The organism is Isoptericola sp. NPDC019571 (assembly GCF_044389385.1).
In the GTDB taxonomy this organism is placed as follows: Bacteria; Actinomycetota; Actinomycetes; order Actinomycetales; family Cellulomonadaceae; genus Isoptericola; species Isoptericola nanjingensis.
The window spans coordinates 263,104-289,057 of the sequence record NZ_JBIRXZ010000004.1 but is presented as its reverse complement, the minus strand read 5'-3'; the positions used below and the strand labels follow the sequence as shown (position 1 = coordinate 289,057).

Annotated in this window: 27 protein-coding genes and 1 riboswitch; of the genes, 15 read left to right on the top strand and 12 right to left on the bottom strand. The window is 73.9% G+C overall.

Translation table 11 applies throughout. From position 1 onward, the window contains the following. Positions 1-3: 3 nt before the first annotated feature. Positions 4-1,062, top strand: a complete 1,059-nt coding sequence (locus ACH443_RS09480) for an App1 family protein (protein ID WP_430555675.1) — start codon at positions 4-6, stop codon at positions 1,060-1,062. Positions 1,063-1,128: 66 nt separating this feature from the next. Continuing rightward, positions 1,129-1,638: a VanZ family protein gene (locus tag ACH443_RS09475; protein WP_430555674.1), complete on the top strand. Its 510-nt coding sequence runs from the start codon at positions 1,129-1,131 to the stop codon at positions 1,636-1,638. On the opposite strand, the gene ACH443_RS09470 is transcribed toward ACH443_RS09475, so the two are convergent. The 7 genes from ACH443_RS09470 to ACH443_RS09440 form a co-directional block, all read right to left on the bottom strand. Beyond that, a complete protein-coding gene (locus ACH443_RS09470) occupies positions 1,602-2,291 on the bottom strand; it encodes a response regulator (RefSeq protein ID WP_430590146.1) in 690 nt (229 codons plus the stop codon). The genes ACH443_RS09475 and ACH443_RS09470 overlap by 37 nt on opposite strands. Positions 2,292-2,356: 65 nt before the next feature. After that, on the bottom strand, positions 2,357-2,725 hold the full coding sequence (locus ACH443_RS09465) for a hypothetical protein (RefSeq protein ID WP_430590145.1): 369 nt from the start codon (positions 2,723-2,725) through the stop codon (positions 2,357-2,359). A gap of 7 nt (positions 2,726-2,732) precedes the next feature. Continuing rightward, entirely contained in the window at positions 2,733-4,031 is a 1,299-nt protein-coding gene (locus tag ACH443_RS09460; protein ID WP_430590144.1) for a sensor histidine kinase, read from the bottom strand. A gap of 115 nt (positions 4,032-4,146) precedes the next feature. Beyond that, complete coding sequence (locus tag ACH443_RS09455; RefSeq protein WP_430590143.1) at positions 4,147-4,572, bottom strand: DUF3054 domain-containing protein; 426 nt, start codon at positions 4,570-4,572, stop codon at positions 4,147-4,149. An 85-nt stretch (positions 4,573-4,657) separates the two neighbouring features. After that, positions 4,658-5,353: a ubiquinone/menaquinone biosynthesis methyltransferase gene (locus ACH443_RS09450; protein ID WP_429762714.1), complete on the bottom strand. Its 696-nt coding sequence runs from the start codon at positions 5,351-5,353 to the stop codon at positions 4,658-4,660. Beyond that, on the bottom strand, positions 5,350-5,997 hold the full coding sequence (locus ACH443_RS09445; protein WP_429762715.1) for a lysophospholipid acyltransferase family protein: 648 nt from the start codon (positions 5,995-5,997) through the stop codon (positions 5,350-5,352). Before ACH443_RS09445 ends, ACH443_RS09450 begins: the two co-directional genes overlap by 4 nt. Before the next feature lie 59 nt (positions 5,998-6,056). After that, the gene (locus ACH443_RS09440) at positions 6,057-6,626 is read right to left on the bottom strand and encodes a TetR/AcrR family transcriptional regulator (protein WP_430590142.1); all 570 of its coding nucleotides are present in this window, start codon (positions 6,624-6,626) and stop codon (positions 6,057-6,059) included. 110 nt (positions 6,627-6,736) lie between these two features. Here ACH443_RS09440 and ACH443_RS09435 point away from each other — a divergent pair, with 110 nt between their 5' ends. Then, positions 6,737-7,579: an alpha/beta fold hydrolase gene (locus ACH443_RS09435; RefSeq protein WP_429762717.1), complete on the top strand. Its 843-nt coding sequence runs from the start codon at positions 6,737-6,739 to the stop codon at positions 7,577-7,579. A gap of 18 nt (positions 7,580-7,597) precedes the next feature. Here ACH443_RS09435 and ACH443_RS09430 read toward each other — a convergent pair whose 3' ends face one another. Then, the gene (locus ACH443_RS09430) at positions 7,598-8,851 is read right to left on the bottom strand and encodes an NYN domain-containing protein (protein ID WP_429762718.1); all 1,254 of its coding nucleotides are present in this window, start codon (positions 8,849-8,851) and stop codon (positions 7,598-7,600) included. A gap of 154 nt (positions 8,852-9,005) precedes the next feature. Here ACH443_RS09430 and ACH443_RS09425 point away from each other — a divergent pair, with 154 nt between their 5' ends. The 11 genes from ACH443_RS09425 to ACH443_RS09375 all read left to right on the top strand — a co-directional run bounded on the left by ACH443_RS09425 (position 9,006) and on the right by ACH443_RS09375 (position 21,815). Beyond that, on the top strand, positions 9,006-11,276 hold the full coding sequence (locus ACH443_RS09425) for a carbon starvation CstA family protein (RefSeq protein ID WP_430590141.1): 2,271 nt from the start codon (positions 9,006-9,008) through the stop codon (positions 11,274-11,276). Then, positions 11,260-11,514, top strand: coding sequence for a YbdD/YjiX family protein (locus ACH443_RS09420; protein WP_430555666.1), 255 nt, complete (start codon positions 11,260-11,262; stop codon positions 11,512-11,514). Before ACH443_RS09425 ends, ACH443_RS09420 begins: the two co-directional genes overlap by 17 nt. Before the next feature lie 112 nt (positions 11,515-11,626). Next, positions 11,627-11,917 (top strand): hypothetical protein, encoded by a 291-nt coding sequence (locus ACH443_RS09415; RefSeq protein ID WP_429762721.1) that lies wholly within the window; start codon positions 11,627-11,629, stop codon positions 11,915-11,917. A gap of 20 nt (positions 11,918-11,937) precedes the next feature. Further along, positions 11,938-13,662 carry a polymorphic toxin-type HINT domain-containing protein gene (locus tag ACH443_RS09410; RefSeq protein WP_430590140.1) on the top strand — a complete coding sequence of 575 codons (1,725 nt, stop codon included), beginning with the start codon at positions 11,938-11,940 and terminating at the stop codon, positions 13,660-13,662. A 3-nt stretch (positions 13,663-13,665) separates the two neighbouring features. Continuing rightward, on the top strand, positions 13,666-14,253 hold the full coding sequence (locus ACH443_RS09405; RefSeq protein ID WP_430590139.1) for a hypothetical protein: 588 nt from the start codon (positions 13,666-13,668) through the stop codon (positions 14,251-14,253). 340 nt (positions 14,254-14,593) lie between these two features. Then, positions 14,594-15,778: a hypothetical protein gene (locus tag ACH443_RS09400; protein WP_430590138.1), complete on the top strand. Its 1,185-nt coding sequence runs from the start codon at positions 14,594-14,596 to the stop codon at positions 15,776-15,778. Positions 15,779-15,837: 59 nt separating this feature from the next. Continuing rightward, entirely contained in the window at positions 15,838-16,737 is a 900-nt protein-coding gene (locus ACH443_RS09395; protein WP_430590137.1) for an NADP-dependent oxidoreductase, read from the top strand. Between the two features lie 93 nt (positions 16,738-16,830). Next, positions 16,831-16,937: riboswitch (SAM riboswitch) on the top strand. Between the two features lie 5 nt (positions 16,938-16,942). Further along, complete coding sequence (locus ACH443_RS09390) at positions 16,943-17,977, top strand: methylenetetrahydrofolate reductase (RefSeq protein WP_429762726.1); 1,035 nt, start codon at positions 16,943-16,945, stop codon at positions 17,975-17,977. A gap of 28 nt (positions 17,978-18,005) precedes the next feature. Next, entirely contained in the window at positions 18,006-20,420 is a 2,415-nt protein-coding gene (metE, locus tag ACH443_RS09385; protein ID WP_430590136.1) for a 5-methyltetrahydropteroyltriglutamate--homocysteine S-methyltransferase, read from the top strand. Between the two features lie 287 nt (positions 20,421-20,707). Then, positions 20,708-21,223, top strand: a complete 516-nt coding sequence (locus tag ACH443_RS09380) for an FBP domain-containing protein (RefSeq protein WP_429762728.1) — start codon at positions 20,708-20,710, stop codon at positions 21,221-21,223. Positions 21,224-21,389: 166 nt separating this feature from the next. Next, a complete protein-coding gene (locus ACH443_RS09375) occupies positions 21,390-21,815 on the top strand; it encodes an Hsp20/alpha crystallin family protein (RefSeq protein ID WP_429762729.1) in 426 nt (141 codons plus the stop codon). Positions 21,816-21,854: 39 nt separating this feature from the next. On the opposite strand, the gene ACH443_RS09370 is transcribed toward ACH443_RS09375, so the two are convergent. Then, positions 21,855-22,331 carry an SRPBCC domain-containing protein gene (locus tag ACH443_RS09370; RefSeq protein ID WP_429762730.1) on the bottom strand — a complete coding sequence of 159 codons (477 nt, stop codon included), beginning with the start codon at positions 22,329-22,331 and terminating at the stop codon, positions 21,855-21,857. A gap of 16 nt (positions 22,332-22,347) precedes the next feature. Between ACH443_RS09370 and ACH443_RS09365 the strand changes: the two genes are divergently transcribed. Then, positions 22,348-22,689, top strand: coding sequence for an ArsR/SmtB family transcription factor (locus ACH443_RS09365; RefSeq protein ID WP_430590135.1), 342 nt, complete (start codon positions 22,348-22,350; stop codon positions 22,687-22,689). A 27-nt stretch (positions 22,690-22,716) separates the two neighbouring features. On the opposite strand, the gene ACH443_RS09360 is transcribed toward ACH443_RS09365, so the two are convergent. The 3 genes from ACH443_RS09360 to ACH443_RS09350 are packed head-to-tail and all read right to left on the bottom strand — an operon-like array spanning position 22,717 to position 25,931. After that, entirely contained in the window at positions 22,717-23,379 is a 663-nt protein-coding gene (locus tag ACH443_RS09360; RefSeq protein ID WP_429762732.1) for a GOLPH3/VPS74 family protein, read from the bottom strand. A 43-nt stretch (positions 23,380-23,422) separates the two neighbouring features. Then, positions 23,423-24,919: an aldehyde dehydrogenase (NADP(+)) gene (locus ACH443_RS09355; protein ID WP_430590134.1), complete on the bottom strand. Its 1,497-nt coding sequence runs from the start codon at positions 24,917-24,919 to the stop codon at positions 23,423-23,425. A 10-nt stretch (positions 24,920-24,929) separates the two neighbouring features. Continuing rightward, on the bottom strand, positions 24,930-25,931 hold the full coding sequence (locus ACH443_RS09350; RefSeq protein ID WP_430590133.1) for a proline racemase family protein: 1,002 nt from the start codon (positions 25,929-25,931) through the stop codon (positions 24,930-24,932). Between the last annotated feature and the right edge of the window lie 23 nt (positions 25,932-25,954).

Here is a 25,954-nt window from a genome sequence, read left to right as displayed (position 1 = left end):
GACATGCCCGACGCGCACGCCCCCGCCACGCAGCACCCCGTCGACAGGCCGACGCAGCGACCGCACGTCGCCGCCGTGGTCGAGGACTGGTGGTGCACCGTGGCGGGGGCGTTCCTGCGCCGTCGCGGCTGGGTGCCGCGCCTGGTCCCCTTCACCGGGTACGGCTCGCCGCGGCGGGTCCGCGTGCTGGCCCGCGTGCTGCTGGTGCCGCCGTCGCACGCCTCGGGGCCCCTGGCGGCGCTGCGGCACGCCCAACGCCGCGGCGCGTGGGCCTATCTGACGCTGCCGGCCCCTCGGGAGGCGGTGCGCGTCACGCTGGGCGGCGTGTCCGTCGACGTGACGACCGACCGGGCCGGGTACGTGGACGTCGAGGTGACGCTGCCGGACGACGCGCTCCTGTCGCCCGGGCGGCACGAGGCGACGCTCACGGCCGTCCGCACGGCGGGCACGTCTGCCGCCGCCGCCGTGGACGTCGCGGGCGACGCCACGACGTTCGGCGTCGTGAGCGACATCGACGACACGACGATGATCACCGCGGTCCCCCGCCCCTTCCTCGCCGCATGGAACACCTTCGTCCGCCGCCCGAGCGCCCGCCGCCCCGTGCCGGGGATGCCCGAGCTGTACCGGCGGATCGCCGCGGACCACCCGGGCGCGCCGTTCGTCTATCTCTCCAACGGCGCGTGGAACACCGCCGACACGCTGGCCGGGTTCCTCGACCGGCACGGCTTCCCGCCCGGCCCGCTGCTGCTCACCGACTGGGGGCCGACGCAGACGGGCTGGTTCCGCAGCGGCCCGCAGCACAAGGGCGACAGCCTCGACCGGCTCATGGTCTCCTTCCCGCGGGTGCGCTGGCTGCTCGTCGGCGACGCCGGCCAGCTCGACGAGGACGTGTACGTGCGCGCGACGGCGCGCTGGCCCGGGCGGGTCGCCGCGATCGCCATCCGGCAGGTCGAGCGCGCCCGCCCGCGGCCCTCCCGCGGGCGCCCGGACCCCGACGCCCCACTGGTGCACGGTGCCGACGGCACGGAGCTCGGCGACCGCCTGGCCGACGTCCTCCGCTGAGGCACCACGCCGGATGCTCCTGGACGCGGCACCGCGGGCGACTCGGACGCAGGGAGACTGGGGCCCGTGATCTCGACCGTCCTCGTCGCCCACCCGTGGCTGTCCCCCGTGGCGCTGGTCGTCCTGGCGGTCGTGGGATGGCTCGCCGGCCCGTGGCTCACGGGCCGGCCACGGCTGGCCGCCGTCCTGGCCGCGGTGTCCCTCGTGCCGGTCGCCCTGCTGACGCTGGCACCGGTCGACCGGGAGCTGTTCGCGCGGTGCACCGTGGGCTGGGCGCTGCCGACGCCGGGCCGGGTCGAGCTGATGGCGAACGTCGTCCTGTTCGTCCCGCCCGTCTACCTGGCGGCCGTCGCGCTCCGCCGGCCGGTGCTCGCGCTGCTCGCGGGGTCGGCCACGTCCGCGGCGATCGAGGTCGTCCAGGCGCTCGTGCCCGCGATCGGCCGGTCCTGCGACACGAACGACTGGCTGTCGAACACGATCGGGGCCGCAGCGGGCGCCCTTCTCGCCTCGGTCGCGCTGCGCCGGTGGCGGCGCCGGGCTCAGGCCCGCCCGATCGGCACGAACCCCGACTCGTAGGCACGCACGACGGCCTGGGTGCGGTCGCGCACGTTGAGCTTGGCGAGCACGTTGCCCACGTGCGTGCGCACCGTCTCGACCCCGAGGAACAGCTCGCCGGCGATCTCCGCGTTCGACAGGCCGGCGGCGACGAGGCGGAGCACCTCGCTCTCGCGCTCGGTGAGGCCGGCCGACCGGAGGGCGTCCCCGGCCGAGCCGCCCGGGCCGTGCGCGGCGACGAGGCGCCGGACGGCGTCCGGGAACAGCAGCGAGTCCCCCTGGGCCACGACGCGCACCGCGTGCACCACCTCCTCCGGGCGGGCCCGCTTGAGCAGGAAGCCCTGGGCTCCGGAGTGCAGCGCGTCGAGCACGTGGTCGTCGTTCTCGAACGTGGTCAGCACCAGCACGCGCGGCGCCGGGGCGCCCGGCCGCCCCGACGCGACGACGGCGCGCGTGGCCGCGATCCCGTCCACCGTCGGCATCCGCACGTCCATGAGCACGACGTCGGGCCGGGCCTGGGTCACCACCTGCGGCACCTCGGACCCGTCGCCCGCCTCCCCCACGACCTCCAGGCCGGGCTCCGCGTCGAGGATCACGCGCAGGCCCGCGCGCACCAGCGGCTCGTCGTCGACGAGGACGACACGGACGACGGCGGTGTCGGGAGGCACGGTCACGCCGTCGATCCTGCCGTACGGACCGGCGGTCGAGCCCGTCGAGACCCGGGTCCCCGCCGCTCGGATCAGCGGAACCCGAGGTAGTGCCGTTCCCAGAAGCCGCCGAGCGTCGTGGTCGCCAGCTCGTGCTCGACCCCTCCGACGTCGTCGGGCACCTTCCAGCGTCCACGGCGCGCGACCGCCCAGGTGCCACCGTCGGGGAGGACGAAGGTCAGCCGACCCCGCCCCCGACGCCCGCGGCGGATCGCGACGCGGACGACCTCGACGGCGGGAAGCCCGGCGTCCGGCGGCCAGAGGGCGCAGATGACGTCCTGCTGGCCGTGGTCCTCCTCCTCGATGCAGAGGACACATCCGCGCAGGCCGGCGAGGGCGACCGGGTGCCACGACCACGGGTGGCCGCAGGCCGCGCAGTCCCCACCGAAGAGCTCGTCCATCGCGCGATCATCCCGAGGCACCGCGTTCCCGGTCGACCGGAAATCGCGCCCGCACCACCCACCGGCCGGCGTGCGGCCCGGCGTCGAGGTCGCCGCGCAGCAGCCGGACACGCTCGGCCATGCCGGCGAGCCCGCGTCCGCCGCCGTCGGCGGCGCCCGGGGTCCCCGGCGGCTCGACCGGGTTCGTCACCTCGACCTCCAGGTCACGCTCGCCGACGGCGACGCGCACCGCGACCGGGCGACCGGGGGCGTGCCGGACGGCGTTGGTCAGCGCCTCCTGCACCACGCGGTAGGCCTCGTGCGACGTCGCGCGGGGCAGCGCGCCCGACGCCCCGTCGTCGACGTCGAGCCGCACGTCCGCGCCGGCGTGCCGGGCGTCGTCGACGAGGGCGGGCAGGTCGTCCAGCGACCGGGCCGGGGCGCGCCGCGCGGCACTGGACGACGCGTCGTCGCCCGCGCGCAGCAGGCCGAGCACGTGGTCGAGGTCCGCCATCGCCGACCGGCCGGCCTCCTCGATCGCGGCGAGCGACCGCCGGGCGGCGTCCGGGTCCGACTCCACCTGGCGCGCGGCGGCCGCCGCCTGGAGCGTGGTGACCGTCAGGGCGTGCCCCACGGAGTCGTGCAGCTCGCGGGCGAGGCGGCCGCGCTCGGCGAGCCGGTCCGCACGCGCCTCGAGCTCCGCGATCCGCGCCGTCTGGTCCGGGCCGAGCAGCGGCTCGGCCGACTGCCGCAGCAGGCGTCGCGCGAGCGCCGTGCCGTACGGGAGCGCGACGAGCGCGAGCAGGGCGAGCACCAGCCAGCCGACGGGGTTGCTGGCGAGCGCGGGTCCCCTCTGCACGAGGAACGCCCGGTCGACGCCGAACGCGGACAGCACCAGCTGCGTCGCGAGCGGCACCGCGACCAGCAGCCCCACGGTGACGAGCGCGCCGAGCACGAGGTGCAGCGCGAACCAGGCGGCACCCCGCCAGCGCGTCGCGACGGTGGGCGCCCCGACCGGGTCGGGCAGGGTGCGCGCGTCGACGTCGAGGAACGTCCGCACGGCGGCGATCTCGAGCGCCCGCACGGGCGCGAGGAAGGGCGGCGAGCCCACGATGACCGCGGTGACCAGCGCCAGCACGCCGACGGCGACCCGCGGCGTCGCCGGGTCGGCGAACATCTGCACGAACCCCGCGGCGAGCGCGAAGTACGCACCCGCCAGCACGCCGCCGATGACGAGGTACACGCCCGCCCGCACCGTGGACGCGCTGGTCAGCGGCGTGAGCGCCCAGCGCAGCGTGCGCCGTCCGCTCCCCGTCGTCGCCGTCATGCCCGCCAGTCTGCCCACCGGCCCTGCCCTGCGCCTCCCCCGGCCGGGGGAGGCACGACGCCCCTGCCACGCTCGCACGGCAGGCACGTCGAGGCCGGTGTCCCGTGCTCGTCGCTCAGCGGGTCGGTCCGTCGTGATCGTCCATCTGGACGATGACCCGCGGACGGCTGGGGCGCAGGATCCGGACGACTGCGACGACGCCGCGCCAACCGAGCATCGTCACGGCGAGGAACCCGAACGACACGATCTGGAACGTGGGGAACACGCCGCGCTCGGCCAGGACCCGAAGGACGACACCGACCGCCCAGGTGCATCCCCAGACCACGACGCCCGTCGGCCAGAGGCGCCACGGGGACCGCCAGGCGCGAGACGCGCACCATCCGACCGCCGCGGCGACGAGGAACGGCCATGTCGCCGACAGCGGGCCCACGGGATCTGCGCGGGGAGCAGGACCCGCGACGCCGACCACCGCGAGCCCCAGCACGCAGACGGCGTCGGCGAATGCTGCGAGTGCGATCGTCCCGGTGCGCGCACGGCGCACCGCCCGGCCTCCAGGCGGTCGTGCTGAGCGACGGCCGTCACCGTCGGGCGCGGAGCGCATCCTTCGACGGTACCGCGCGACGTCGCTACGGCTTGCGGGCGCTCACGATCATGTGGGTGCCGAGGAAGCGGCGACGCCAGGTGACGTCGTCGAACCCGAGGCGCCAGAGGATCGACGCGACCTGCTCGGGGGACATGAACCCGAGGGTGGTCTCCTCGAGGTAGGTGTACGACTTCTTGTCGCGGGCCACGAGCTGCCCGAGCAGCGGGATCACGACCTTCACCCCGAGCGCCACCGGGTACTTCAGCAGGCCGCGCGGCGGGCAGGTCTCCAGCAGCGCGAGACGGCCGCCGGGCCGGAGCACCCGCAGCTGTTCGGCGAGCACGCGCTCGGCGTCCTCGACGTTGCGCAGCAGGTAGCCGTGCGTGACGGCGTCGAACGACGCGTCGTCGTAGGGCAGGGCGTTGGCGTCGGCGAACTGCCAGGTCACGGCGTCGGCGCCGGGCTTGGCGCGGGCGCCTTCCAGCATCCCCTCGGAGAAGTCGACGCCGTGGATCGTCGCGCCGGGGTACTGGCGGGCCGCCTCGAGGGCGATGACGCCGGTGCCGGTCGCGATGTCGAGCAGCGAGCCGCCGGCGGGCAGCTGCGCCCGGCGTGCGACGTCGCGGCACCAGGCCGCGTGCCGCCCCAGCGTCATGAGGCGGTTCATCCGGTCGTAATAGCCGGGGACCGTGTCGAAGAGGCGCTGCACCTCCTCGCCGTGCGGCGAGGGCGAGGTCACGCGGCGAGCTCCTGGCCGCTCATCTTGTGGATGGAGGACATCACGTGGTCGGTCAGCTCACGACGCACCTGGGCCGGGCGCGCACCGGCGGTGAGCTGGCGCGACGGGTCGATCGGGGCGCCGAAGTGCACCTGGATGCCGCGCGTCGGGCGGGGGAGCCGCTTGCCGACGGGCTGCACCTTGTCGGTGCCGCGCAGGGCCACGGGGACGACGGGCGCCGAGCCCGCGAGCGCCAGCCAGGCGACGCCCGTGTGCCCCTGGTGCAGCTTGCCGTCGCGGGAGCGGGTGCCCTCGGGGTAGATGCCGAAGGCGCCGCCGCGCTTGAGCACGACGAGCGCGTCGTCGAGCGACCGCTGCCCGGCGCGCGGGTCCTCGCGGTCGACCGGGATGTGGCCCATCGTGGTGAAGAACCAGCGCGAGACCCGGCCCTTGAGGCCGCGGCCCGTCCAGTACTCCGCCTTGGCGATGAACGTGACGTGCCGGGGCACGACGAGCGGGATGATGATCGAGTCGATGAACGACAGGTGGTTGCTCGCGAGGATCACCGGGCCGCGCCGCGGGATGTTGTGCAGTCCCGTCACCTGGGGGCGCAGGAGCACGTACACCAGGAGCGACAGGACGAGGCGCAGGAACCGATAGGTCACCGCACCATTGTGCCCCCTGCTCCGTCGGCCCCCGCCGAGGCCACCCCGCGGGCGTGTGATCAGGGCGTTCGCGCCGCCTCGGCGGCGAGGAGCGACGCGGCGGCGCGGCGCGCCTCGCGCGCGACGTCGGCGTCGTGCGTGATGGCGGCGGTGGTCTGCGCGCCCTCGGCGAGCAGCACGACCTGCAGGGCGACGGCGTCGGGCAGGCCGGCCTCGCGCACGAGGCCCAGCACGTGCGCCCGGAAGTCCTCCTTGTGCCCTCGCACGGCCTCCGCGATGCGGGGCGACGTCGCGCCGAGCTCGCCGAACGAGTTGATGAACGCGCACCCCCGGAACCCGTCCTCCCGGAACCACGCGTCGAGGAAGTCGAAGACGCTGAGGATCCGGTCGCGCGGCGTGGCCGCGCCGGCGGCCGCGCGCGCCACGCCCTCCGTCCACTGCCTGGTCCGCAGCGCGAGGACGGCGACCACCAGGTCCTCCTTGGACTGGAAGAGCCCGTAGATCCGCTTGAGCGACACCCCGGCCTCGGCGCGCACGGCGTCCATGCCCACGGCCTGCACGCCGCGCGCGTAGAACAGCCGGTCGGCGGCCGCGACCACCGCGTCGCGCGCCGCCTTCTCGTCGACCATCGTTCACCCTCCCGTCGCCGCCCCTCCCCTTGCGGGGAGAACCATCGTTCTCTACTGTAGCGAACAGCGGGAGAACGATCGTTCTCCCCTCCTTCGGAAGGGGCACCACCATGGGCTACATCACCGTCGGGCAGGAGAACAGCACGGACGTCGAGCTCTACTACGAGGACCAGGGCTCCGGGCAGCCGGTCGTCCTCGTGCACGGGTACCCGCTCGACGGGCACAGCTGGGAGCTGCAGACCCGCGAGCTCCTCGCCGCCGGGTACCGCGTGATCACCTACGACCGCCGCGGGTTCGGCGCGTCCAGCAAGGTCGGCTCGGGGTACGACTACGACACGTTCGCGAAGGACCTCGACACCGTCCTGACGACGCTCGACCTGCGAGACGTCATCCTCGTCGGCTTCTCGATGGGCACCGGCGAGCTCGCCCGATACGTGCGCAACCACGGCCACGAGCGAGTCGCCAAGCTCGCGTTCCTCGCCTCGCTCGAGCCGTTCCTCGTGCAGCGCGACGACAACCCCGAGGGCGTGCCGCAGTCCGTCTTCGACGGCATCGTCGACGCGGCCCGCGGTGACCGCTACGCCTGGTTCACCCAGTTCTACAAGGACTTCTACAACCTCGACGAGAACCTCGGCACGCGGATCTCCGAGGAGGTCGTGCGGGCGAACTGGAGCACCGCCGTGGGCTCGGCGCCCGTCGCCGCGTACGCCGTCGTCCCCACGTGGATCGAGGACTTCCGGCCCGACGTCGAGGCGGTCCGCGCCGCGGGCCTGCCCACGCTGATCCTGCACGGCACGAAGGACAACATCCTGCCGATCGACGCCTCGGGCCGGCGCTTCCACGCCGCCGTGCCCGACGCCGAGTACGTCGAGGTCGAGGGCGCGCCCCACGGCCTGCTGTGGACGCACGCGGACGAGGTCAACGCGGCGCTGCTCGCGTTCGTCCAGCGCTGAGCACGACCCCGCGAGCGCTCAGCTCGCGGTGAGCAGGTAGTCGTCGGCGTCGTCGTCCCACGCGAGGGCGACGGCGCCGGCGGCCGCGGCGCCCTTCGCGAACTGCAGGAACCCGCGGTAGCCGAGCGCCTTCTCCGAGAAGTCGGGGCGGCGCTTGCGCACCTCGTTCTTCAGCCCGGACAGCGGCGCGCTCCCGCCGGCGTCGCGCACCACCTGGCGCAGCAGGTCGAACGCGCCCTCGGTGTCCTGCTGCGCGGGCAGCGCCACCTCCGGGTCGCCGGCCGACGGGCCGTCCGACAGCACGACGAAGTCGCGGTCGGCCAGGAAGCGCAGGAACTCGCCGAACGTGCGGAAGCCGTAGTCCGACTCGCTGAACGTGGGGTCCTTGCGCACCAGCGTGCGCTTGAGCATCGACGCCGTGACGGAGCCGCTGGTGGAGGCCTGCAGGTCGGCGAGCGTCTGCGCCACCCGGACCTCCATCGTCGCGTCCTCGCCCGCGGGCGCCGCGTCCTCCTGCTCGAGGTCCGTCTCGACCACGGACTCGACGGGCTCGGCCGCGGGCTCGACGGCGGCCTCGGCCGCGGGCGCCTTCTTGCGACGGCGGGTCCCCGACGTCGCGCCGGACGTCGCGGGCGCGGGCTCCTCGGCGGGAGCGGGGGTCTCCGCCGCCTCCGCCGGGGACTCGACCGGGGCGGGGGTCTTGGCCCGGCCCCCGCGGCCGCCGCCGGACCGGCCGGTCCCCTTGCCGCCGCGCCCGGACCGCTTGGGCGCGGACGCCTCGGACTCGTCGGGCACGTCGACACCCTCGAGCCGGTCGTAGAAGAGGAACTCGTCGCACGCGGGGGGCAGCAGGCGGGACGTGGAGTTCTCCACGCCGACGCCGATGACCTTCTTGTCGAGCTCGCGCAGCTTGTGGACGAGGGGGGAGAAGTCGGAGTCGCCCGTACACATGACGAACGTGGTGATGTACTCGCGCTCGAACGCCATCTCGATCGCGTCGACCACCATCTTGATGTCGGCGGCGTTCTTGCGGGACGCGCCCATGCGCTGCGTCATCTCGATGAGCTCGACCTGGTGGCGGGTCAGCATCCGCCTGTCCTCGTCGAAGTACGACCAGTCCGCGTACGCGCGGCGCACCACGACGCGGCCGCGCACCGCGAGGGCGTCCGCGATGGGCTTGAAGTCGAACTGCATGCCGCCCAGGTGGTCGCGGGCGCCGAGCGCCAGGTTCTCGTAGTCGAGGAAGACGGCGAGGCGCTCTTCGGTGTCCATGCACGTCAGGCTACGGCGTCGCGTGCTCCGCCGCGGGCCCAGGGCCGGGTACCACGCCGCCAGTCGCACCGTCCAGGTTCCGGGCGTTCGGTCACCCTTTCTTCACCCTCTATCCTGTGTCGGTCCCGACGACGCGACGCCTTGGAGGCTCACCTTGTCAGCAGATCCCGGAGCCACCACGGCGACGGACGACATCGTCCCCGACCCCGCGCTCCCCCCGACGGCCGTCCCGGCCGAGGACCTCAAGCCCCGCTGGACGCCCGCGAAGATCGCGCTCTGGGCGGCGATCGCGCTGCTCGGCGGGGTCGCCTGGGTGATGATCGCGCTGGTCCGGGGCGAGACGATCAACGCGATCTGGTTCGTCTTCGCGTCGGTGTGCACGTACCTCATCGGGTACCGCTTCTACTCGAAGGTCATCGAGCGGTACATCACCCGCCCCGACGACCGGCGCGCCACCCCCGCCGAGACGCAGGAGGACGGCAAGGACTTCGTCCCCACCGACCGCCGCGTGCTGTTCGGCCACCACTTCGCCGCCATCGCCGGCGCCGGCCCGCTGGTCGGCCCGGTCCTCGCCGCGCAGATGGGGTACCTGCCCGGCACCATCTGGATCATCGTCGGCGTGGTGCTCGCGGGCGCCGTGCAGGACTACACGGTGCTGTTCTTCTCCATGCGCCGCGGCGGCCGCACCATCGGCCAGATGGCGCGCGAGGAGCTCGGGCGGATCGGCGGCGTCGCCGCGATCGTCGCGTCCCTGCTCATCATGATCATCATCGTGGCGATCCTCGCCCTCGTGGTCGTCAACGCCCTCGGCGAGAGCCCGTGGGGCGTGTTCAGCGTCTCGATGACCATCCCGATCGCGCTGTTCATGGGCGTCTACCTGCGGTTCCTGCGCCCGGGCAAGATCACCGAGGTCTCCCTCATCGGCTTCGTCCTGCTGCTCGCCGCGATCATCGGCGGCGGCATGGTCGCCGACACGGCGTGGGGCGCCGACGTGTTCACCCTCGACCGCACCACGATCGCCGTCGGCGTCATCGTCTACGGCTTCGTGGCCGCCGTCCTGCCGGTGTGGCTCCTGCTCGCCCCGCGCGACTACCTGTCCACCTTCATGAAGGTGGGCGTCATCGTGGTGCTCGCCGGCGCCGTCGTCATCGTGCGGCCCGAGATCAACGTGCCCGCGATCAGCGAGTTCGCGAGCGGCGAGACCGGCCCGGTGGTGTCCGGCAACCTCTGGCCGTTCCTCTTCGTCACGATCGCGTGCGGCGCCCTGTCCGGGTTCCACGCGCTCATCTCGTCGGGCACGACACCGAAGCTCGTGGAGAAGGAGCGCCAGACGCGCTTCATCGGCTACGGCGGCATGCTCATGGAGTCGTTCGTCGCGATCATGGCGCTGGTCGCCGCGATCTCGATCGACCGGGGCGTGTACTTCGCGATGAACTCGTCGGCCGCGGCCACGGGCGGCACCATCGAGGGCGCGGTCGCGTTCGTGAACTCGCTCGGCCTCGCCGGCGTCAACCTCACGCCCGACACCCTGAGCACCCTGGCCAGCCAGGTGGGCGAGCCGTCGATCGTGTCCCGCACCGGCGGCGCGCCGACGCTCGCGCTCGGCCTGGCGACGATCATGCACCAGCTCGTCGGCGGCACCGCGATGATGGGCTTCTGGTACCACTTCGCGATCATGTTCGAGGCGCTGTTCATCCTCACCGCCGTCGACGCCGGCACCCGCGTGGCCCGCTTCATGCTGCAGGACACCATCGGCAACGTGGCCCCCCGGTTCAAGGACGTGAGCTGGCGACCAGGGGTGTGGGTCTGCACCGCGATCATGGTCGCGGGCTGGGGCACGATCCTCTACCTGGGCGTCACCGACCCGCTCGGCGGCATCAACACGTTCTTCCCGCTGTTCGGCATCGCGAACCAGCTGCTCGCGGCGATCGCCCTCGCCGTCGTGCTCGCCATCGTCGCCAAGCGCGGCCGCGCCTACTGGGCGTGGCTGTGGATCGTGGCCGTGCCGCTCGCCTTCACGGCGCTCATCACCATCTGGGCGTCGTTCGAGAAGATCTTCTCGGACGTGCCCCAGGTCGGGTACTGGGCGCAGCACCGGGCGTTCCAGGACGCGCTCGCCGCCGGCGAGACCTCGTTCGGCACCGCCCCCGACGTCGCGGCGATGGAGGCCGTGGTCCGCAACACCTTCGTGCAGGGCACCCTGTCGATCGTGTTCGTGGTGCTGTCGATCATCGTGATCATCGCGGCGGTGGTCGTGACGATCAAGGCGTTCCGCGACGGCGGCGGCGAGAACCACGAGGACGCGCCCGTCGCGTCCCGGCGGTTCGCCCCGGCGAACCTCTTCGCGACGGCCGAGGAGAGGCGGATCGAGAAGGAGTGGGCCGACGCCGGCCTGCGGGAGACCAGCGGTGCCGGGCACCACTGACGCCCGCACCCTCGGCGCCACCGCGCGCGACGCCGCCCGGGCACTGGCCCGGGCGGCGTCGGCGGGGTGGACGAACCTGCGCTGGTACGTGCGGCAGGTGATGGGCGACGACGCCTACCGCACGTACGTGACGCACGAGCGGTCGGCCCACCCGGACCGCGAGCCGATGGGCGAGCGGGAGTTCTGGCGCGAGCACTACGCGGAGCAGGACCGCAACCCCGGGTCGCGCTGCTGCTGAGCAGGCACGACGGGGAGTTCTCCCCGTGGTGCATCAGACGTGACGCTGGTTACTCTCTTGCGGGCGAAGGGGGTGAGGGCCGGTGGCGGATCTCCGGGTGGACCTTGATGCGGTGACGGAGCTGGGGTCGAGCCTGACCACGGTGGCGGACGAGTTCGAGAACGCGACGACGCGGTCGGACCGGATCGCGGACGCGGTCGGGCACGACGGCCTGGCGGGCACGGTGCGCGACTTCGCGAGCTCGTGGGACGACACGCGGGAGAAGATGACCGAGAACCTCCGGCTGCTGGCGGACGCGTCGGTGCAGGTGGCGCAGGCGTTCACCGACATCGACTCCGACCTCGCCGACGGCATCAGCGGCGACGGCACCCCCGCCCCGGCCCGGACCGGCGGACCGGTGTGAGGCCGGCGGACTGGTCCCCGGTGGGTCTGGACTCGGACCCGACGCCGGGGGATCCGGTGCTGGTGCTCACGGGCGGGCAGGACTATCTGGAGGTCGCGGGCTCGATCGACGACGCGGCGGGCGCGATGTCCCGCCTGGACGTGGCGGGCACGATCTCCCAGGCGGTCGACGCGCTGATGGAGACCAAGGAGGACACGGTCTCGCAGATCCGGCGCGCGCACTCGCGGTATCAGGCCACCGGGGAGGCGCTGGTCGACTACGCGAGCGCCCTCGAGCGGGTGCAGACCGAGACGCTGCACGCACTGGAGCGGGCGCGGCAGGCGCGGGATGCGGCGGACTCCGCGGCCGGGACCCGGGACCGGTATCAGGACCTGGCGGACTCTGCGACCGACGCGGAGACCAAGCGGGAGTATCAGCAGCAGGCGGACAGCGCGGGCGGGAACGCGGACGACGCGAACGCTCAGGCCGCCTCGGCGCGCTCGGACATCGAGTCGGCGGTGGCCGACCGGGACCGGGCGGCGAACGACGCGGTCTCCCGCATCGAGGACATCACCGGCGGTGATGACCTGAACGACTCGTGGTGGGACGACTGGGGATCGAAGGTGGTGGCCGCGATCGCGGACATCGCGGACATGGTCTCCATGATCGCGGGCCTGCTGGCGGTCGTGGTCGCGTTCATCCCGATCGTGGGCACCGCACTGGCGGGGGTGCTGATCGTGGTGGCCGCGGTCGCGGCGATCGTGTCGGCGTTGGCGAACATCACCCTGGCCGCCACAGGGGAACGGTCCTGGGCCGAGGCGGGGATCGCGATCGCGGGCGCGGCGCTGTCGGTGATCGGTCTGGGCGGTGCGGCGAAGGCCGCCACGGGCCTGTCGAAGGCGGCGTTCAAGCAGGGCGCCAAGCAAGGTGCGAAGAAGGCCTGGTGCAAGGTCGGGTTCGGCACCTGCTTCACCGCCGGGACCCTGGTGCGCACGGTCGACGGCGATGTCCCCATCGAGGACCTCACGCCCGGGGACAAGGTCTGGGCCCACAACCTGCAGACCGGGGCCGACGAGCTGCAGCTCGTCATCGAGACGTTCGTGCGCACGACGACCACGCTGTATCACCTGACCATCGGCGGGTCCGTGGTCACGACCACGGACGAGCACCCGTTCATGGTCGCCCACATGGGCTGGATCCTCGCCCGGGACCTGCAGCCCGGCGACATCCTCGTGACCCCCGACACCGGCGACGGCACGGGCACCGGCACGGTCACCCTGGACCGGATCGACGTCGAGCAGCGCCCCGAGGACGACCCGGTCACGGTCTACAACGTCCACGTCGAGACCCACCACACCTACTACGTCCTCGCGGGCGACCTGCCCGTCCTGGTCCACAACGCCGCGGGGCACGGCAAGGCGGCCAACTCGGTGGGTCTCGCGCGCGAGGAGCGCGTCGCCAAGATCGTCGGTGGCAAGGTCGCCAAGGGCCCCGATGGACAGGACATCAAGATCAAGGTCGACGGTGTCGGCTCGACCGGGCTCGACGTCATTGGGCCCAACGGTGAGTACATCTTCGTCGGGGGCCCTGCCAAGGCGAAGGACCCAGCCAAGTTCGGCCACGCACTGAATGTGAGCAAGGCCGCGGCGGACCGGGACGGCGTCCGCGCCATGTACTACCTCGAAGACGGCACTCCCACGAGCGCGATCGATCAGGCGGGTCGAAAGCTGGGCGTCGACAACGTGTTCACGTTCCCCAAGGAGTAGCAGATGTCAGACGGTTTCCTCACGCTCTACGTCTCCGCCGTCCGCGGCACGTGGATCACCGACTGGGTCACGGGGACGGGCGCTCGACTGACGGCACCGGGCACCGACGGGTTGGTCGCCGTGCTCGACCTGGAAGGCGACCGTCACCTCGTCGACCGTGACCAGCTCTCCGGGCTTCTCGCCGAAAACGCCGACCGGACCTTCCAGACATGGTTGTCCGGGTCCGACGACATGATCGTCACGGTCCGACGACACCGGTACGGCGACGACGGGAGCCGGGGTTTCGTCGGCGTGACCTGCTACCTGGACGGACTGGATCCCGACGACGTCGACGCGGTCTCACGTGCGGCGCAGGAGGTGATCGAGACGTCCACCGCCGACGCCCTGGGTCTCGTCGTCGACCGCCGGGGCACGACGGCCGACGTCGACTGGGACTCGTTCGTGGCGTCACCCGGCGTCGTCCCGGCCGTACCGGACCTGCTGATCCTCGCCAGCCCGCAGGCCGCATCCGCAGCGACCCACGAAGGCCGGTGGAGGCCCGACACACCGGTCGTCGGGTTCAGTACCTTGGAGAACACGGCCGCCGGGTGACGGGCGTACGGAGCGTCCAGCGTCACGACGACAGGCATCGACTTCCGGAGGAGCAATCCGTGAAGGGCGCATTCATCGTGTCCACCGGGCTGCGCCTGTGACTCACCGACGTCTTCTTCATCACCGCGGTCGACGGGCGAATCGGACGTAGCCGAGCTGACACACCTGGACGTCACGTACCTCCATGGCTGTGCCCTCATGACGTTCTCCACGGAACCGATCAGCGAATGGCCCGGGCGTGGGGAAGCATCGAGCACCGCCGGCCGGCCATCGGCTGAACACAGCCCCGCGACGAATGTCGTCATCCAGTACCTGCGAGACACCGAAAGGCATCCTCCTCATGAGCGCGTCGCCAGAAGACCGGACCTCGGGACCGAGCCGCCCGGACCCGGCCGACAGGTCCCGCCCCGCCTCCGGCTCCGCCGTCCTCGCCGCCGCTCTCCTGACCGACGACCGCGACACCGTCGCTCGCGCACTGCGGGACGGCGTGGCGGTGGTGCCGCACCTCGAGCGGGAGGACGGGACGCCGCAGGTGCGGGTCTTCGACGCACCCGTCGGCTCGGCGAAGCCGTACGACGTGTGTCTCTTCTCCTCCCCCGAGGCTCTCGAGACGTTCCTCGGGGACGACCCGGGACGCGAGTTCAGCCTGCGTCGTCGCGACTCGCTCGCCCCGTTCCTCACGCGCCACGGCGCGGTGCTCGAGCGGGTCGTGGTCGACCCTGCCGGGCCGCACCCGATGGTCCTCGGCGTCGCCGAGACTCTGGCCGCCCTGGACCTCGACCCCGACGACGATCCGACGGGTATGTCCGACGACTCCGGGGCGGGCATCAGCATCGAGGGCCTGCACGCCATGGCCAGCGTGGACGAGCCCGGAGGGTCACGCGGCATCGGCATCGAGCTCAACCTGCCCGACCACTGGGCCCTGATCGACCTGGAGGACGAGGCGCAGCGCGACCTGCAGATCCGTGCGATCGTCAAGCAGCAGGGCGCGGGGCTCGGCGACCGCGGGGCAGGGCTGCGGCGCGACCTGCGGGAGCAGCTCACCGCGGTCGCCGCGAAGGCCGCGGCCGCGGGCGGGCAGGTGATGGCCTACCTGGTGCTGCCCGGAAAGGACGCCGCCCTCGCGCTCAACCTCACGCTGTACTGGCACGACCTCGGCCCCGAGGCCGGCGAGGTCACGCACCTGCAACGCATCCACGACCGCCTCCACCCCCGGCTCGGACCCGACGACGAGCTCACCGTCACCGACACCCTCTCGGGGCCGTTCCTGCGCCACGTCCGCGTCGGCCGGGGTGCGGCCGAGCTCGGCGGCCAGGACGTCTCCCTGCTCCTGGTCGACTACTGGGCGCCGGCTCCCGGCGCACGGTCCGTCGCCCGACTCGCGTTCTCCACCCCGCACGTCGAGATCCGCGACGCGATCCTCGGCCTCACCGACAAGGTCCTGTTCGCCACCGAATGGCTCATGAGCGCGCCCGGCGACGTCACGGGCCCGACCGACGCCGACGCCGCACCGGTGCTCCCCTGATCTCGGCCCGGGGCACGAGGACCTCGGTACCGTGTTCCGCTACTGCCTGAGGAGGAGACGTGCGCGCGATCGTGTTCGAGACCCACGGCGGCCCCGAGGCGCTGCACCTCGCCGACGTCCCCGACCCGCAGGCCGGGCCCGGCCAGGTGCGCGTGCGTGTCGAGGCGGCCGCCGTCAACGGCTGGGACGTGAAGTCGCGTGCCGGGGCGACCGGCGGCCCGGCGCCGACGTCGGCCGTCGTGCCCGGGCTGGAGGTGGCGGGAGTCGTCGACCAGGTCGGGGACGGCGTGGCCGGCGTCGCGCCCGGCGACCGCGTGGTCGGGTTCGCCGTCGGCGGCGGGTACGCGGAGCTCGCCCTCACGTCGGTCTTCGCGCGCGTGCCCGACGGGCTCGCCGCGACCGACGCCGTCACCGTCCCCGTCGCGGCCGAGACCGCGACCCGCGTGCTGCGCCTCCTCGACGTCCGGCCCGGGGAGACCCTGCTCGTGCACGGCGCCTCGGGGTCGGTGGGCGAGCTGGCCGTCCAGCTCGCCGTGCGTCGCGGCGCCCGCGTGATCGGCACGGCGTCGCCGCGGAACCAGGAGTGCGTCGCCGCCCTCGGCGCGACGCCCACCACCTACGGCGCGGGGCTCGTGGAGCGGGTCCGCGCCCTCGCCCCCGACGGCGTGGACGCCGTCCTCGACACCACCGGCGCGGGCGTGCTGCCCGACTCGATCGCCCTGCGCGGCGGCACCGAGCGCATCGTCACCATCGCCGACGACGCCGCGGCGGACCTCGGCGTCGAGGCCAGCTGGCGGTCCGAGCGCGACGCCGGCGAGCTCGCCGAGGCCGTCGACGCCCTGGCCCGCGGCGACCTCGTGACCACCGTCGGCGCGGTGCTGCCGCTGGCCGACGCGCCGAGCGCCCACGCGCTCGTCGAGACGGGCCGCGCGGGCGGCAAGGTCGTGCTGGTGCCCTGAGCAGGGCGTTCCCGCCCGATCTGCATCGGCGATCGTCTCACCAGGCGGTCTCATCCTCGCCCGTATCGCGGATGCTGCGTACGATCGCGTGACAAGCCATCCAGAGCGGCCGAGAGTCCTGGCTCGACGACGCCGCAGCAACCCGTTCTCCGACGGAAGCCTCCCGAGGACGAAGGTGCTCACGCCAGGATCGATGGAGTGACGCATGGTCGCAGAGGCATCCCTTTCGCCCACCCCGGCAGCTCAGCCGGCGTTGCCGGCACGCCCGACGGTCTCGTTCGAGCTCATGCCGCCGCGCCGGCCGGACGCCGCCCCCAAGTTCTGGGAGACGGCGCGCCGGCTCGTGGCCGCACGACCGGACTTCGTGTCCGTGACGTACGGCGCCGGCGGCGGTGACCGGGCGACCGCACGCCAGGTCGTGTCCACCCTGCTCGCGGGCACGCCCGTCCTGCCCGTGGCCCACCTGACCTGCGTGGGCGCGCACCGCGAGGACGTCTCCGCCGTCATCGACGACTTCCTCGACGCCGGCACCCGCGCGTTCCTCGCCCTGCGGGGCGACCCGCCGAAGGACCAGCCGGACTGGGAGCCGCCCGCCGACGGCGTCGCGTCCTCGATCGAGCTCGTGCACCTGCTGCGCGAGGTCGAGGCGCGGCGCTGCGCGACCGACCCCGGGGCCGCGCTGCGCGGCGCCGCGCGCCCGATGACGATCGCCGTCGCGACGTTCGTCGACGGCAACGTGCAGGCCGGCACCACCCGGGCCCAGGAGGTCCGGCGCCTCAAGGAGAAGCAGGACGCGGGGGCGAGCTTCGCCATCACGCAGCTGTTCTACGAGGCCGACTCCTACACCGACTTCGTCGCCGAGGCCCGCGCGGCCGGGGTGACGATCCCGATCCTCGCCGGGCAGCTGCCCACGACCGAGCCGCGCCGGCTCCGTCGCGTCGAGGAGCTCACCGGCGTCCGCGCGCCCCGGCACCTGCTGGACGCGCTCGACGCCCTGCCGGACCCGGAGGCCCAGCACGCCTACGGGACCGCGCGTGCCGTGGAGCTCGCCCAGCGCGTGCTCGACGCGGGCGCACCCGGCATCCACGTGTACACGTTCAACAAGTACCGTCCCGCTCTGGACCTGCTCGAGGGTGTCCACCTCGGCGGACCGGCGCCGGCCGACGCCACGTCGGACGGCGCGGACCTGGCCAGAAGGCCGTGGGTACCGAGCATCCCGACCCAGGCTCCCGCCGTCTGACGCGCGGAGCCCGAACTCTGGAGTGCTCATGTCCACCACATCGACACGCCCCACCCCCGCCACGGGATTTCCCGGTGGCACGATCCTCGGCTACCCGCGCATCGGGCGCCGCCGCGAGCTCAAGAAGGCCGTCGAGTCGTTCTGGGCCGGGCGCACCGACGCCGTCGACCTGGAGGTCGCGGCCGGCGCGCTGCGCCGCGAGACGGCCCGCCGCCTCGTCGACCTCGGCCTCAACCCCGACGACGGCTCCGTGCCCGGCGCGTTCTCCTACTACGACCAGGTGCTCGACGTCGTCGCGCTGCTGGGCGCCGTCCCCGAGCGGTTCCGCGACCTGCTCGACGACGCGGACGGCTCGCTCGAGCTCGACGGCTACTTCACCGTGGCCCGCGGCCGCGGCGAGGACGCCCCGCTCGAGATGACCAAGTGGTTCGACACCAACTACCACTACCTCGTGCCGGAGATCAGCGAGACGACGCCGGTCTCGTTCGCCGACCACCGCATCGTGCGCGAGTACGCCGAGGCCAAGGAGGCCGGCGTCACGACGCGCCCGGTGCTCGTGGGCCCGGTGACGTTCCTCGCGCTGTCGAAGGCGGCCGACGAGGCGGGCGAGGGCTTCCACCCGCTCGACCGGCTCGACGACGTCGTCGCCGCGTACGCCGACCTGCTCCGCGCGCTGGCCGCCGTCGGCGTGCCGTGGGTGCAGCTCGACGAGCCCGCGCTCGTCACGGACTCCCTCGACGTGCCGGCGGAGCGCCTGCACGCGGCGATCGCCTCGGCGTACCGCACCCTGGCGACCGACCTCGCGACGGCCACCGACGACACCGCCTCCGAGGACTCGGCGGGCGTGCGGCCCGCGATCCTGTTGACGGCGCCGTTCGGCGGGCTCGGCGACGACGGACTCGCCGTGCTCGCGGGCACCGACGTCGACGCGATCGCGATCGACCTGGTCAAGGGCGCCGTGCCCGCCGGCCCGGTCCCGGGTCTCGAGGACAAGACCCTCGTCGCCGGCGTGGTCGACGGGCACAACGTCTGGCGGGCCGACCTGGCCGCCAAGCTCGACGTCGTCGAGTCGCTGCGGGGCCTCGGCGCCGGGGCCCTCGCCGTCGGCACGTCGACGTCGCTGCTGCACGTGCCGCACGACGTCGAGGACGAGGTCTTCGACCAGCAGGCGGCGGGCACCACGCTCGACCCGCGCCTGCGCGACTGGCTCGCGTTCGCCGACCAGAAGGTGGGCGAGGTCGCGACCCTGGCCCGTGCCCTCGCCGACGGGCGGGAGTCCGTCGCGGACGCGCTCGCCGCGTCGTCCGCGGCCGTGGCCTCGCGTGCGACGGCGGAGGGCGTCGTCGTGCCCGCGGTGCGCGACCGGGCCGCGGCGCTCACCGACGCCGACTTCGCCCGTGGCCCGTACGCGGAGCGCGCTGCCGCGCAGGCCGCGCGGCTCGACCTGCCCCCGCTGCCCACGACGACGATCGGCTCGTTCCCGCAGACCCCGGAGATCCGCAAGGCCCGCGCCGCGTGGACGAAGGGCGAGCTGTCCGACGCCGACTACTCCGCCGCGATGCGGGAGGAGATCGGGCGCGTCGTGACGCTGCAGGAGGAGCTGGGCCTCGACGTGCTGGTGCACGGCGAGCCCGAGCGCAACGACATGGTGCAGTACTTCGCCGAGCAGCTCGACGGCTTCGCGGTGACGGCGAACGGCTGGGTGCAGTCGTACGGGTCGCGCTGCGTGCGCCCGCCGATCCTCTGGGGCGACGTGCAGCGCCCGGCGCCGATCACGGTCGAGTGGTCCGCGTACACGGCGTCGCTCACCGCGAAGCCGGTCAAGGGCATGCTCACGGGCCCGGTGACGATCCTCGCGTGGTCGTTCGTCCGCGACGACCAGCCGCTCGGCGACACCGCCAACCAGGTGGGCCTGGCCCTGCGCGACGAGATCGCGGACCTCGAGGCGGCGGGCATCGGCATCGTGCAGGTGGACGAGCCCGCCCTGCGCGAGCTGCTGCCGCTGCGCCGGGCCGACCAGCCCGCCTACCTCGACTGGTCGGTCGGGTCGTTCCGGCTCGCGACGTCGGGCGTCGCGCCGGCCACGCAGGTGCACACCCACCTGTGCTACTCGGAGTTCGGCGAGGTCATCGGCGCGATCGACGGCCTCGACGCCGACGTGACGTCGGTCGAGGCGGCCCGCTCCCGGATGGAGATCGTGCCGGAGCTCGCCGACGCCGGGTACTCCCGCGGCATCGGGCCGGGCGTCTACGACATCCACTCCCCGCGCGTGCCGTCGTCCGACGAGGTCACCGAGCTGCTGACGCTCGCCGTCAAGGCGATCGACCCGGCGCTCGTGTGGGTCAACCCGGACTGCGGGCTCAAGACCCGCCGGTACGCGGAGGTCGAGCCGGCGCTCGCCCACCTGGTCGCCGCCGCCCGCGAGGTCCGCGCGACCCTCTGACCGGTGCCGTCGCCCGGGTGACGCAATAGACGTCGACCCGGGCGACGGTCCCGTGCCACCATGGAAGGGCCGGTCGTGCCCTCGGGGCGCGAGCGGACCACGACTTTTCCCACGAGCGAGGAGACAGCGATGCCGGGCGTCGCAGGGAGCGGGGTGGGCCACCAGGCCTGCTCGGGCAGTCCCGCCTGCCCCGGCACCGCCTCCGTCTGAGCCCCGTCGGGGCCGGCAGGTGAGGCGGTGCGGGGCTTCGCCCTGCCCACCCCCGCTCACCTGAAAGCCGATCCCCCATGACCCCGCTCACCGAGCAGCAGCTCCGCGCCTCCCTCGTCAACGCCACCCGCAGCGAGCGGCAGCGCATGATCGTCCCCGACCTCGCCGAGGTCGACTGGGACCGCCTCGACTACCTGGGCTGGCGCGATCGCAAGCAGCCCCTGTCCGCGTACGTCGTCATGACGCTCGACGACGAGCCGGGCGCCGAGCCAGTCGGCGTCCTCCTGCGCGCCACCGAGCGCACCGGCCCGCGCCGCGCCGCCATGTGCGCGTGGTGCGAGGACGTCGTCGAGACCCGCGACGTCCAGCTCTTCGTCGCGAAGCGCGGCGGTGCCGCCGGCCGCAAGGGCGACACCATCGGCACGCTCGTCTGCGGCGACTTCCGCTGCTCCCGCAACGTGCGGCGTCGTCCCACCCTTGCCGAGGCGGGGCGCGACGACCCCGGCGTCCGCGAGGCGATCGTCGAGCGGCGCGTCGCCGCCCTGCGCGAGCACACCCGCAAGTTCCTGGACGAGGTGCGCCGCACCGCCTGACCGGCGCGGGCTCCGGCGTTCGCCGAGGGCGATCACCGTGGATCTGGCACTCTCCCATCGAGAGTGCTAAATCTTCTGGTGTAGCCACGGCGGCGCCGGAGGGGCCGGCCCGCCGTTTCGCGACAGGGGCCGCCAGCGCGGCCTCATGACGAGGAGGTGATGCGCGATGGCTACCTACCGGGACCCGTTCCAGGAGATGGACCGACTGTTCGGCTCGCTCGCCCTGAACGGCCGGAGCGCTCCGGGCATGCCGATGGACCTGTTCCGCGAGGGCGACCACTACGTCCTTGCGGTCGACCTGCCCGGGATCGACCCCGGCAGCATCGACGTCTCGTGCGAGGACCGGACACTGACGATCCGGGCCGAGCGCACGCCACGCTCCGCCGAGGGGCAGTGGCTGCTGCGCGAGCGCACCACCGGCACCGTCGCCCGGCAGCTCACGCTCGGCCGCGGGCTGGCGCTGGACCAGATCTCGGCGTCCTACGCCGACGGCGTGCTCACGCTGACCATCCCCGTCGCGGAGGACGCCAAGCCGCGCCGCATCGAGGTGACCCACTCCGCCGCCCCCACGGCGATCGAGGCCGGCTCCTGACCGCACGCCGCGGGCCCGGCGCGCCGGGCCCGCGGCACGTCAGCGGTAGAAGCCCTCGCGGAGGTTGATGCCGTGCTCGACCCACGCCTTGAGCGCGGCGAGCATGCCGGTCCAGCCCTCGCAGTTGCCGAACGCGTTCTTCGCGCCGCCGGCCGTGAGGGCCCAGGACGACTCGGTGATGGTGACGAGGGTGCGGGTGTCGTCGTCGAGCGGCTCGAGCTCGAACGTGGTCGTGGTCGACGCCGACCCGTCGGCGGTGTCCGCGCCCTCCCACCGGATGACGATGCGCCGCGGCGGGTCGGCCTCGACGACGGTGACGGGGAACCGGCCGGGGAAGTCCGCGAAGTCCCAGGACACGTCGGCCCCGGGCTCCAGGCGCCCGCGGGCGCCGCCGGTCGTGAAGTACCGGGACAGCTGTGCGGGGTCCGCGATGGCCTCGTAGACGTCGCGGCTCGGGCGCGAGACGCGGCCCGAGACCGTGAAGGTGAGCTCGGAGAGTGCCTGCTTCTCGTTCATGTTGTATTTTTATCACATGAACTCCTCGGCGCCCAGGGACGACGACGACCCCGCCGACGACGACGCCGTGTTCAAGGCCCTCGCGGCGCCGGTGCGCCGGCGCATGCTGGACGCGCTCAAGGAGTCCACCCGCACCACCGGCGAGCTGTGCGCGCTGTTCCCCCAGCTCGACCGCACCACCGTGCTGCAGCACCTGCGCGTGCTCGAGCGGGCCGAGCTCGTCACCGGCCGGAAGGTCGGTCGCGAACGCCACCTCGCGCTCGCGCCGCTGCCCATCAAGCGCCTCCACGACCGGTGGATCGGCGAGTACGCGCGCGCCGCCGTCGACCTGCTCGGGCGGCTGGACGACGACGCCTGACCGGCGCGTGGCCCCTGCCGGCTCGCGTCAGGTCGCGGCGGGCAGCACCAGCGTCGCGGCGCTGACGACGCCCACGACGGCCGCGGCGACCGCCCCGGCCGCCTCACGGACCACGCTCCCCCGCCACCACGTGGCCGCCAGCTCGCGCATCCGGGCATCGGCCTCGCGGCGGCGGTCGCGCGGGACGCGGGGCCGGAGCCAGCCGGAGCCCTCGGCGAGCGTGAGGAGCGCGGCGGTGCGGTCGCCGGGCGCGGCGCCGTCGAGCAGGACGCCGTGCACGCGACGACGCAGGGCGGCGACGGCCGGCCCGTCCACCGTGCGCCACCGGGTGCTCCGGAGCACGCCCCAGACGGCCCGGTCCTCGCGCCGGAGCAGGCCCTGGGCGACGAGCCCGTCGAGTAGCGGCCGCTCGACGCGGCGCGCCAGCACGTCGACGAGCTCCGTCGCGCGACGGGGGACCGACGCCGCGAGGTCGAGGACGTCGTCGAGCTCCCGGCGCCCGGTCGGCGCGCGGTCGAGGACCACGACCGGTCCCTCGTCGCCGGCCGTCGGGGGCAGTGCGACCCGGCCCGCGATCACCAGCTCGACGAGCAGCGCGCCGGCGAGCCGGTAGGGGGCGTCGTCGAACACGGACGGCCCGGTGCGCAGGTCGTCGTGGGCCAGGAGCAGCAGCTCTTCGGCGATGAGCACGTGGTCGGACCTCCCGTGAAGCGCCTGGTCGTGGCCTCGTTGCCTACCAGTGCGCCGACTCTGCCACACCCGACCGCGCCTGCGGCACCCCCCACGGGTTACCGTCCTGCAACGGCGCGGGCAGCGCGTCCTGCGGGGCGTCCTGGAACGTGACGCCGCGCAGGAACCGGCCGATGGCGGCCGTGCCCACGGACGTCGCGTCGCTCGTCGTGGCCGGCCACGGGCCGCCGTGCTGCATCGCCGGCGTGACGGCGACGCCGGTGGGCCACCCGTCGACGAGCACGCGCCCCGCGTGCCGGCCCAGGGTGGCCAGCAGCCCGGCCACCTCGGCCCCCTCGTCCGGCCCGCGGTGCACGGTCGCGGTGAGCTCGCCGGGGAAGAGCTCGGCCACGACCGCCCCCAGGTCCGTGCCCTCGGGGTAGGTGACGAGCACGCCGAACGGCCCGAACACCTCCTCGAGCACCGTGTCGCGGTGCTCGCGCAGGGTGGCGAGGTCTGTCTCGACGAGGGTGGGCGTCGCGCGGACGACGCCGTCCTCCCCGGCGTCGGCGACGCCCTCGGCCAGCACCGTGACGCCGGGGGTGCCGAGGACGGCGGAGCGTCCCGCGACGTACCCGGCGCCGACGCGCGCGTTGAGCAGCGCGTGCGCGGGCACCGCGGCGGCCGCCTCGGCGACGACGTCCCCGAGGTCGTGCCCCTCGGGGACGAGCAGGAAGCCGGGCTTGGTGCACAGCTGGCCGGCCGAGCCGCTCACGGACCCGACCCATCCCCGGGCGATCTCCGCGCCGCGGTCGGCGAGGGCGGCGGGACGCACGAGCACCGGGTTGAGCGAGCCGAGCTCGCCGTAGAACGGGATCGGGTCGGGGCGCGACGCCGCGGCATCGGCGAGCAGCCGGCCCACGCGCGTGGAGCCGGTGAACGCGGCAGCCCGGACCGCGGGGTGCCCCAGCAGGTCACGACCGGCGTCGTCGCCCTCGACCAGGGCGAACGTGCCGTCCGGCAGCCCGGCGCCGGCGAGGGCCTCGGCCATGAGGTCGGCGACCCGGCGGGACAGCTCGACGTGCCCGGGGTGCGCCTTGACGACCACGGGGCAGCCGGCGGCGAGCGCGGCCGCGGTGTCGCCGCCGGGCACGGAGAACGCGAAGGGGAAGTTGCTCGCCGCGAAGACGAGCACGGGCCCGACCGGCCACAGCGTGCGGCGCAGGTCGGGGCGGGGGCCGAGCACGAACTCCGGGTCGGCGGCGTCGAGCCGCACGTCGAGGTAGGCGCCGGCCTCGACCACCTGGGCGAACAGCCGCAGCTGCACGCGGGTGCGCTTCAGCTCGCCGCGCAGCCGCGCCTCGGCCAGCCGGGTCTCGGCCGCGGCGAGCGCGACCAGCTCGTCCTCGTGCGCGCCGAGCGCGTCGGCGACGGCCCGCAGCGCGTCGGCCCGGGTCGACGGGGGGAGGTCGGCGAGCACCGGCGCGGCCGCGGCGGCGGCTCGCGCCGCCGCCTCCGCGTGCGCGGGGGCGGTCGTCCGGGCATCGGTGGGGGTCGTCATTCTCTGCACCTCAGAACTGGAAGCCGGTGGGGAACGGGTCGCTCGGGTCGAGCAGGTAGGTGCCCAGGCCGGTGACCCAGGCACGGCCGGTGATGGTGGGCACGACGGCGGGGATCCCGGCGACCTCGGTCTCCCCCACCAGCCGGCCCACGAAGCGCGAGCCGATGAACGACTCGTTGACGAAGTCCGTGTCGAGGGCGAGCTCGCCCCGCGCCCAGAGCTCCGCCATCCGGGCGGACGTGCCGGTGCCGCACGGCGAGCGGTCGAACCACCCCGGGTGGATCGCCATCGCGTGCCGGGAATGCTCCGCGGTGGAGCCCGGCGCGATGAACTCGACGTGATGGCAGTGGTCCACGCCCGCGATCGTGGGGTGCGACGGCGGGGCCGTCGTGTTGATCGCGTCCATGATCGCGAGCCCGGCGGCGAGGATGTCCTGCTGGCGGGCGCGGTCGAACGGCAGCTTCACGTCGTCGAGGTCGACCATGGCGTAGAAGTTGCCGCCGAACGCCAGCGAGTAAGGGACGGCGCCGAGCCCGGGCACGTCGACCTCGTCGTCGAGCCGCACGACGAAGCTGGGCACGTTCTCGATCGTCACCGACTCGGCGTGCCCGTCGCGCACCTCCACCCGGGCGACGACCACCCCGGCCGGGGTGTCCAGCCGGATGGTGGTCGTCGGCTCGGTGACGGTCACCATGCCCGTCTCCACCAGCACGGTGGCGACGCCGATCGTGCCGTGGCCGCACATCGGCAGGCAGCCGGAGACCTCGATGTACACGACGCCGAAGTCGCAGTCGTCGCGCGTCGAGGGCTGCAGGATGGCGCCGCTCATCGCGGCGTGCCCCCGCGGCTCGTTGACGAGCAGCTTCCGCACGTCGTCGAGGTGCTCGATGAAGTGCAGCCGCTTGTCGTTCATCGTGGCGCCGGGGATCACCCCGAGGCCCGACGTGACCACGCGGGTGGGCATCCCCTCGGTGTGCGAGTCGACGGCGGTGAAGGTGCGGGACGATCGCATGGTCGGCCTCTCTGGGACGGGCC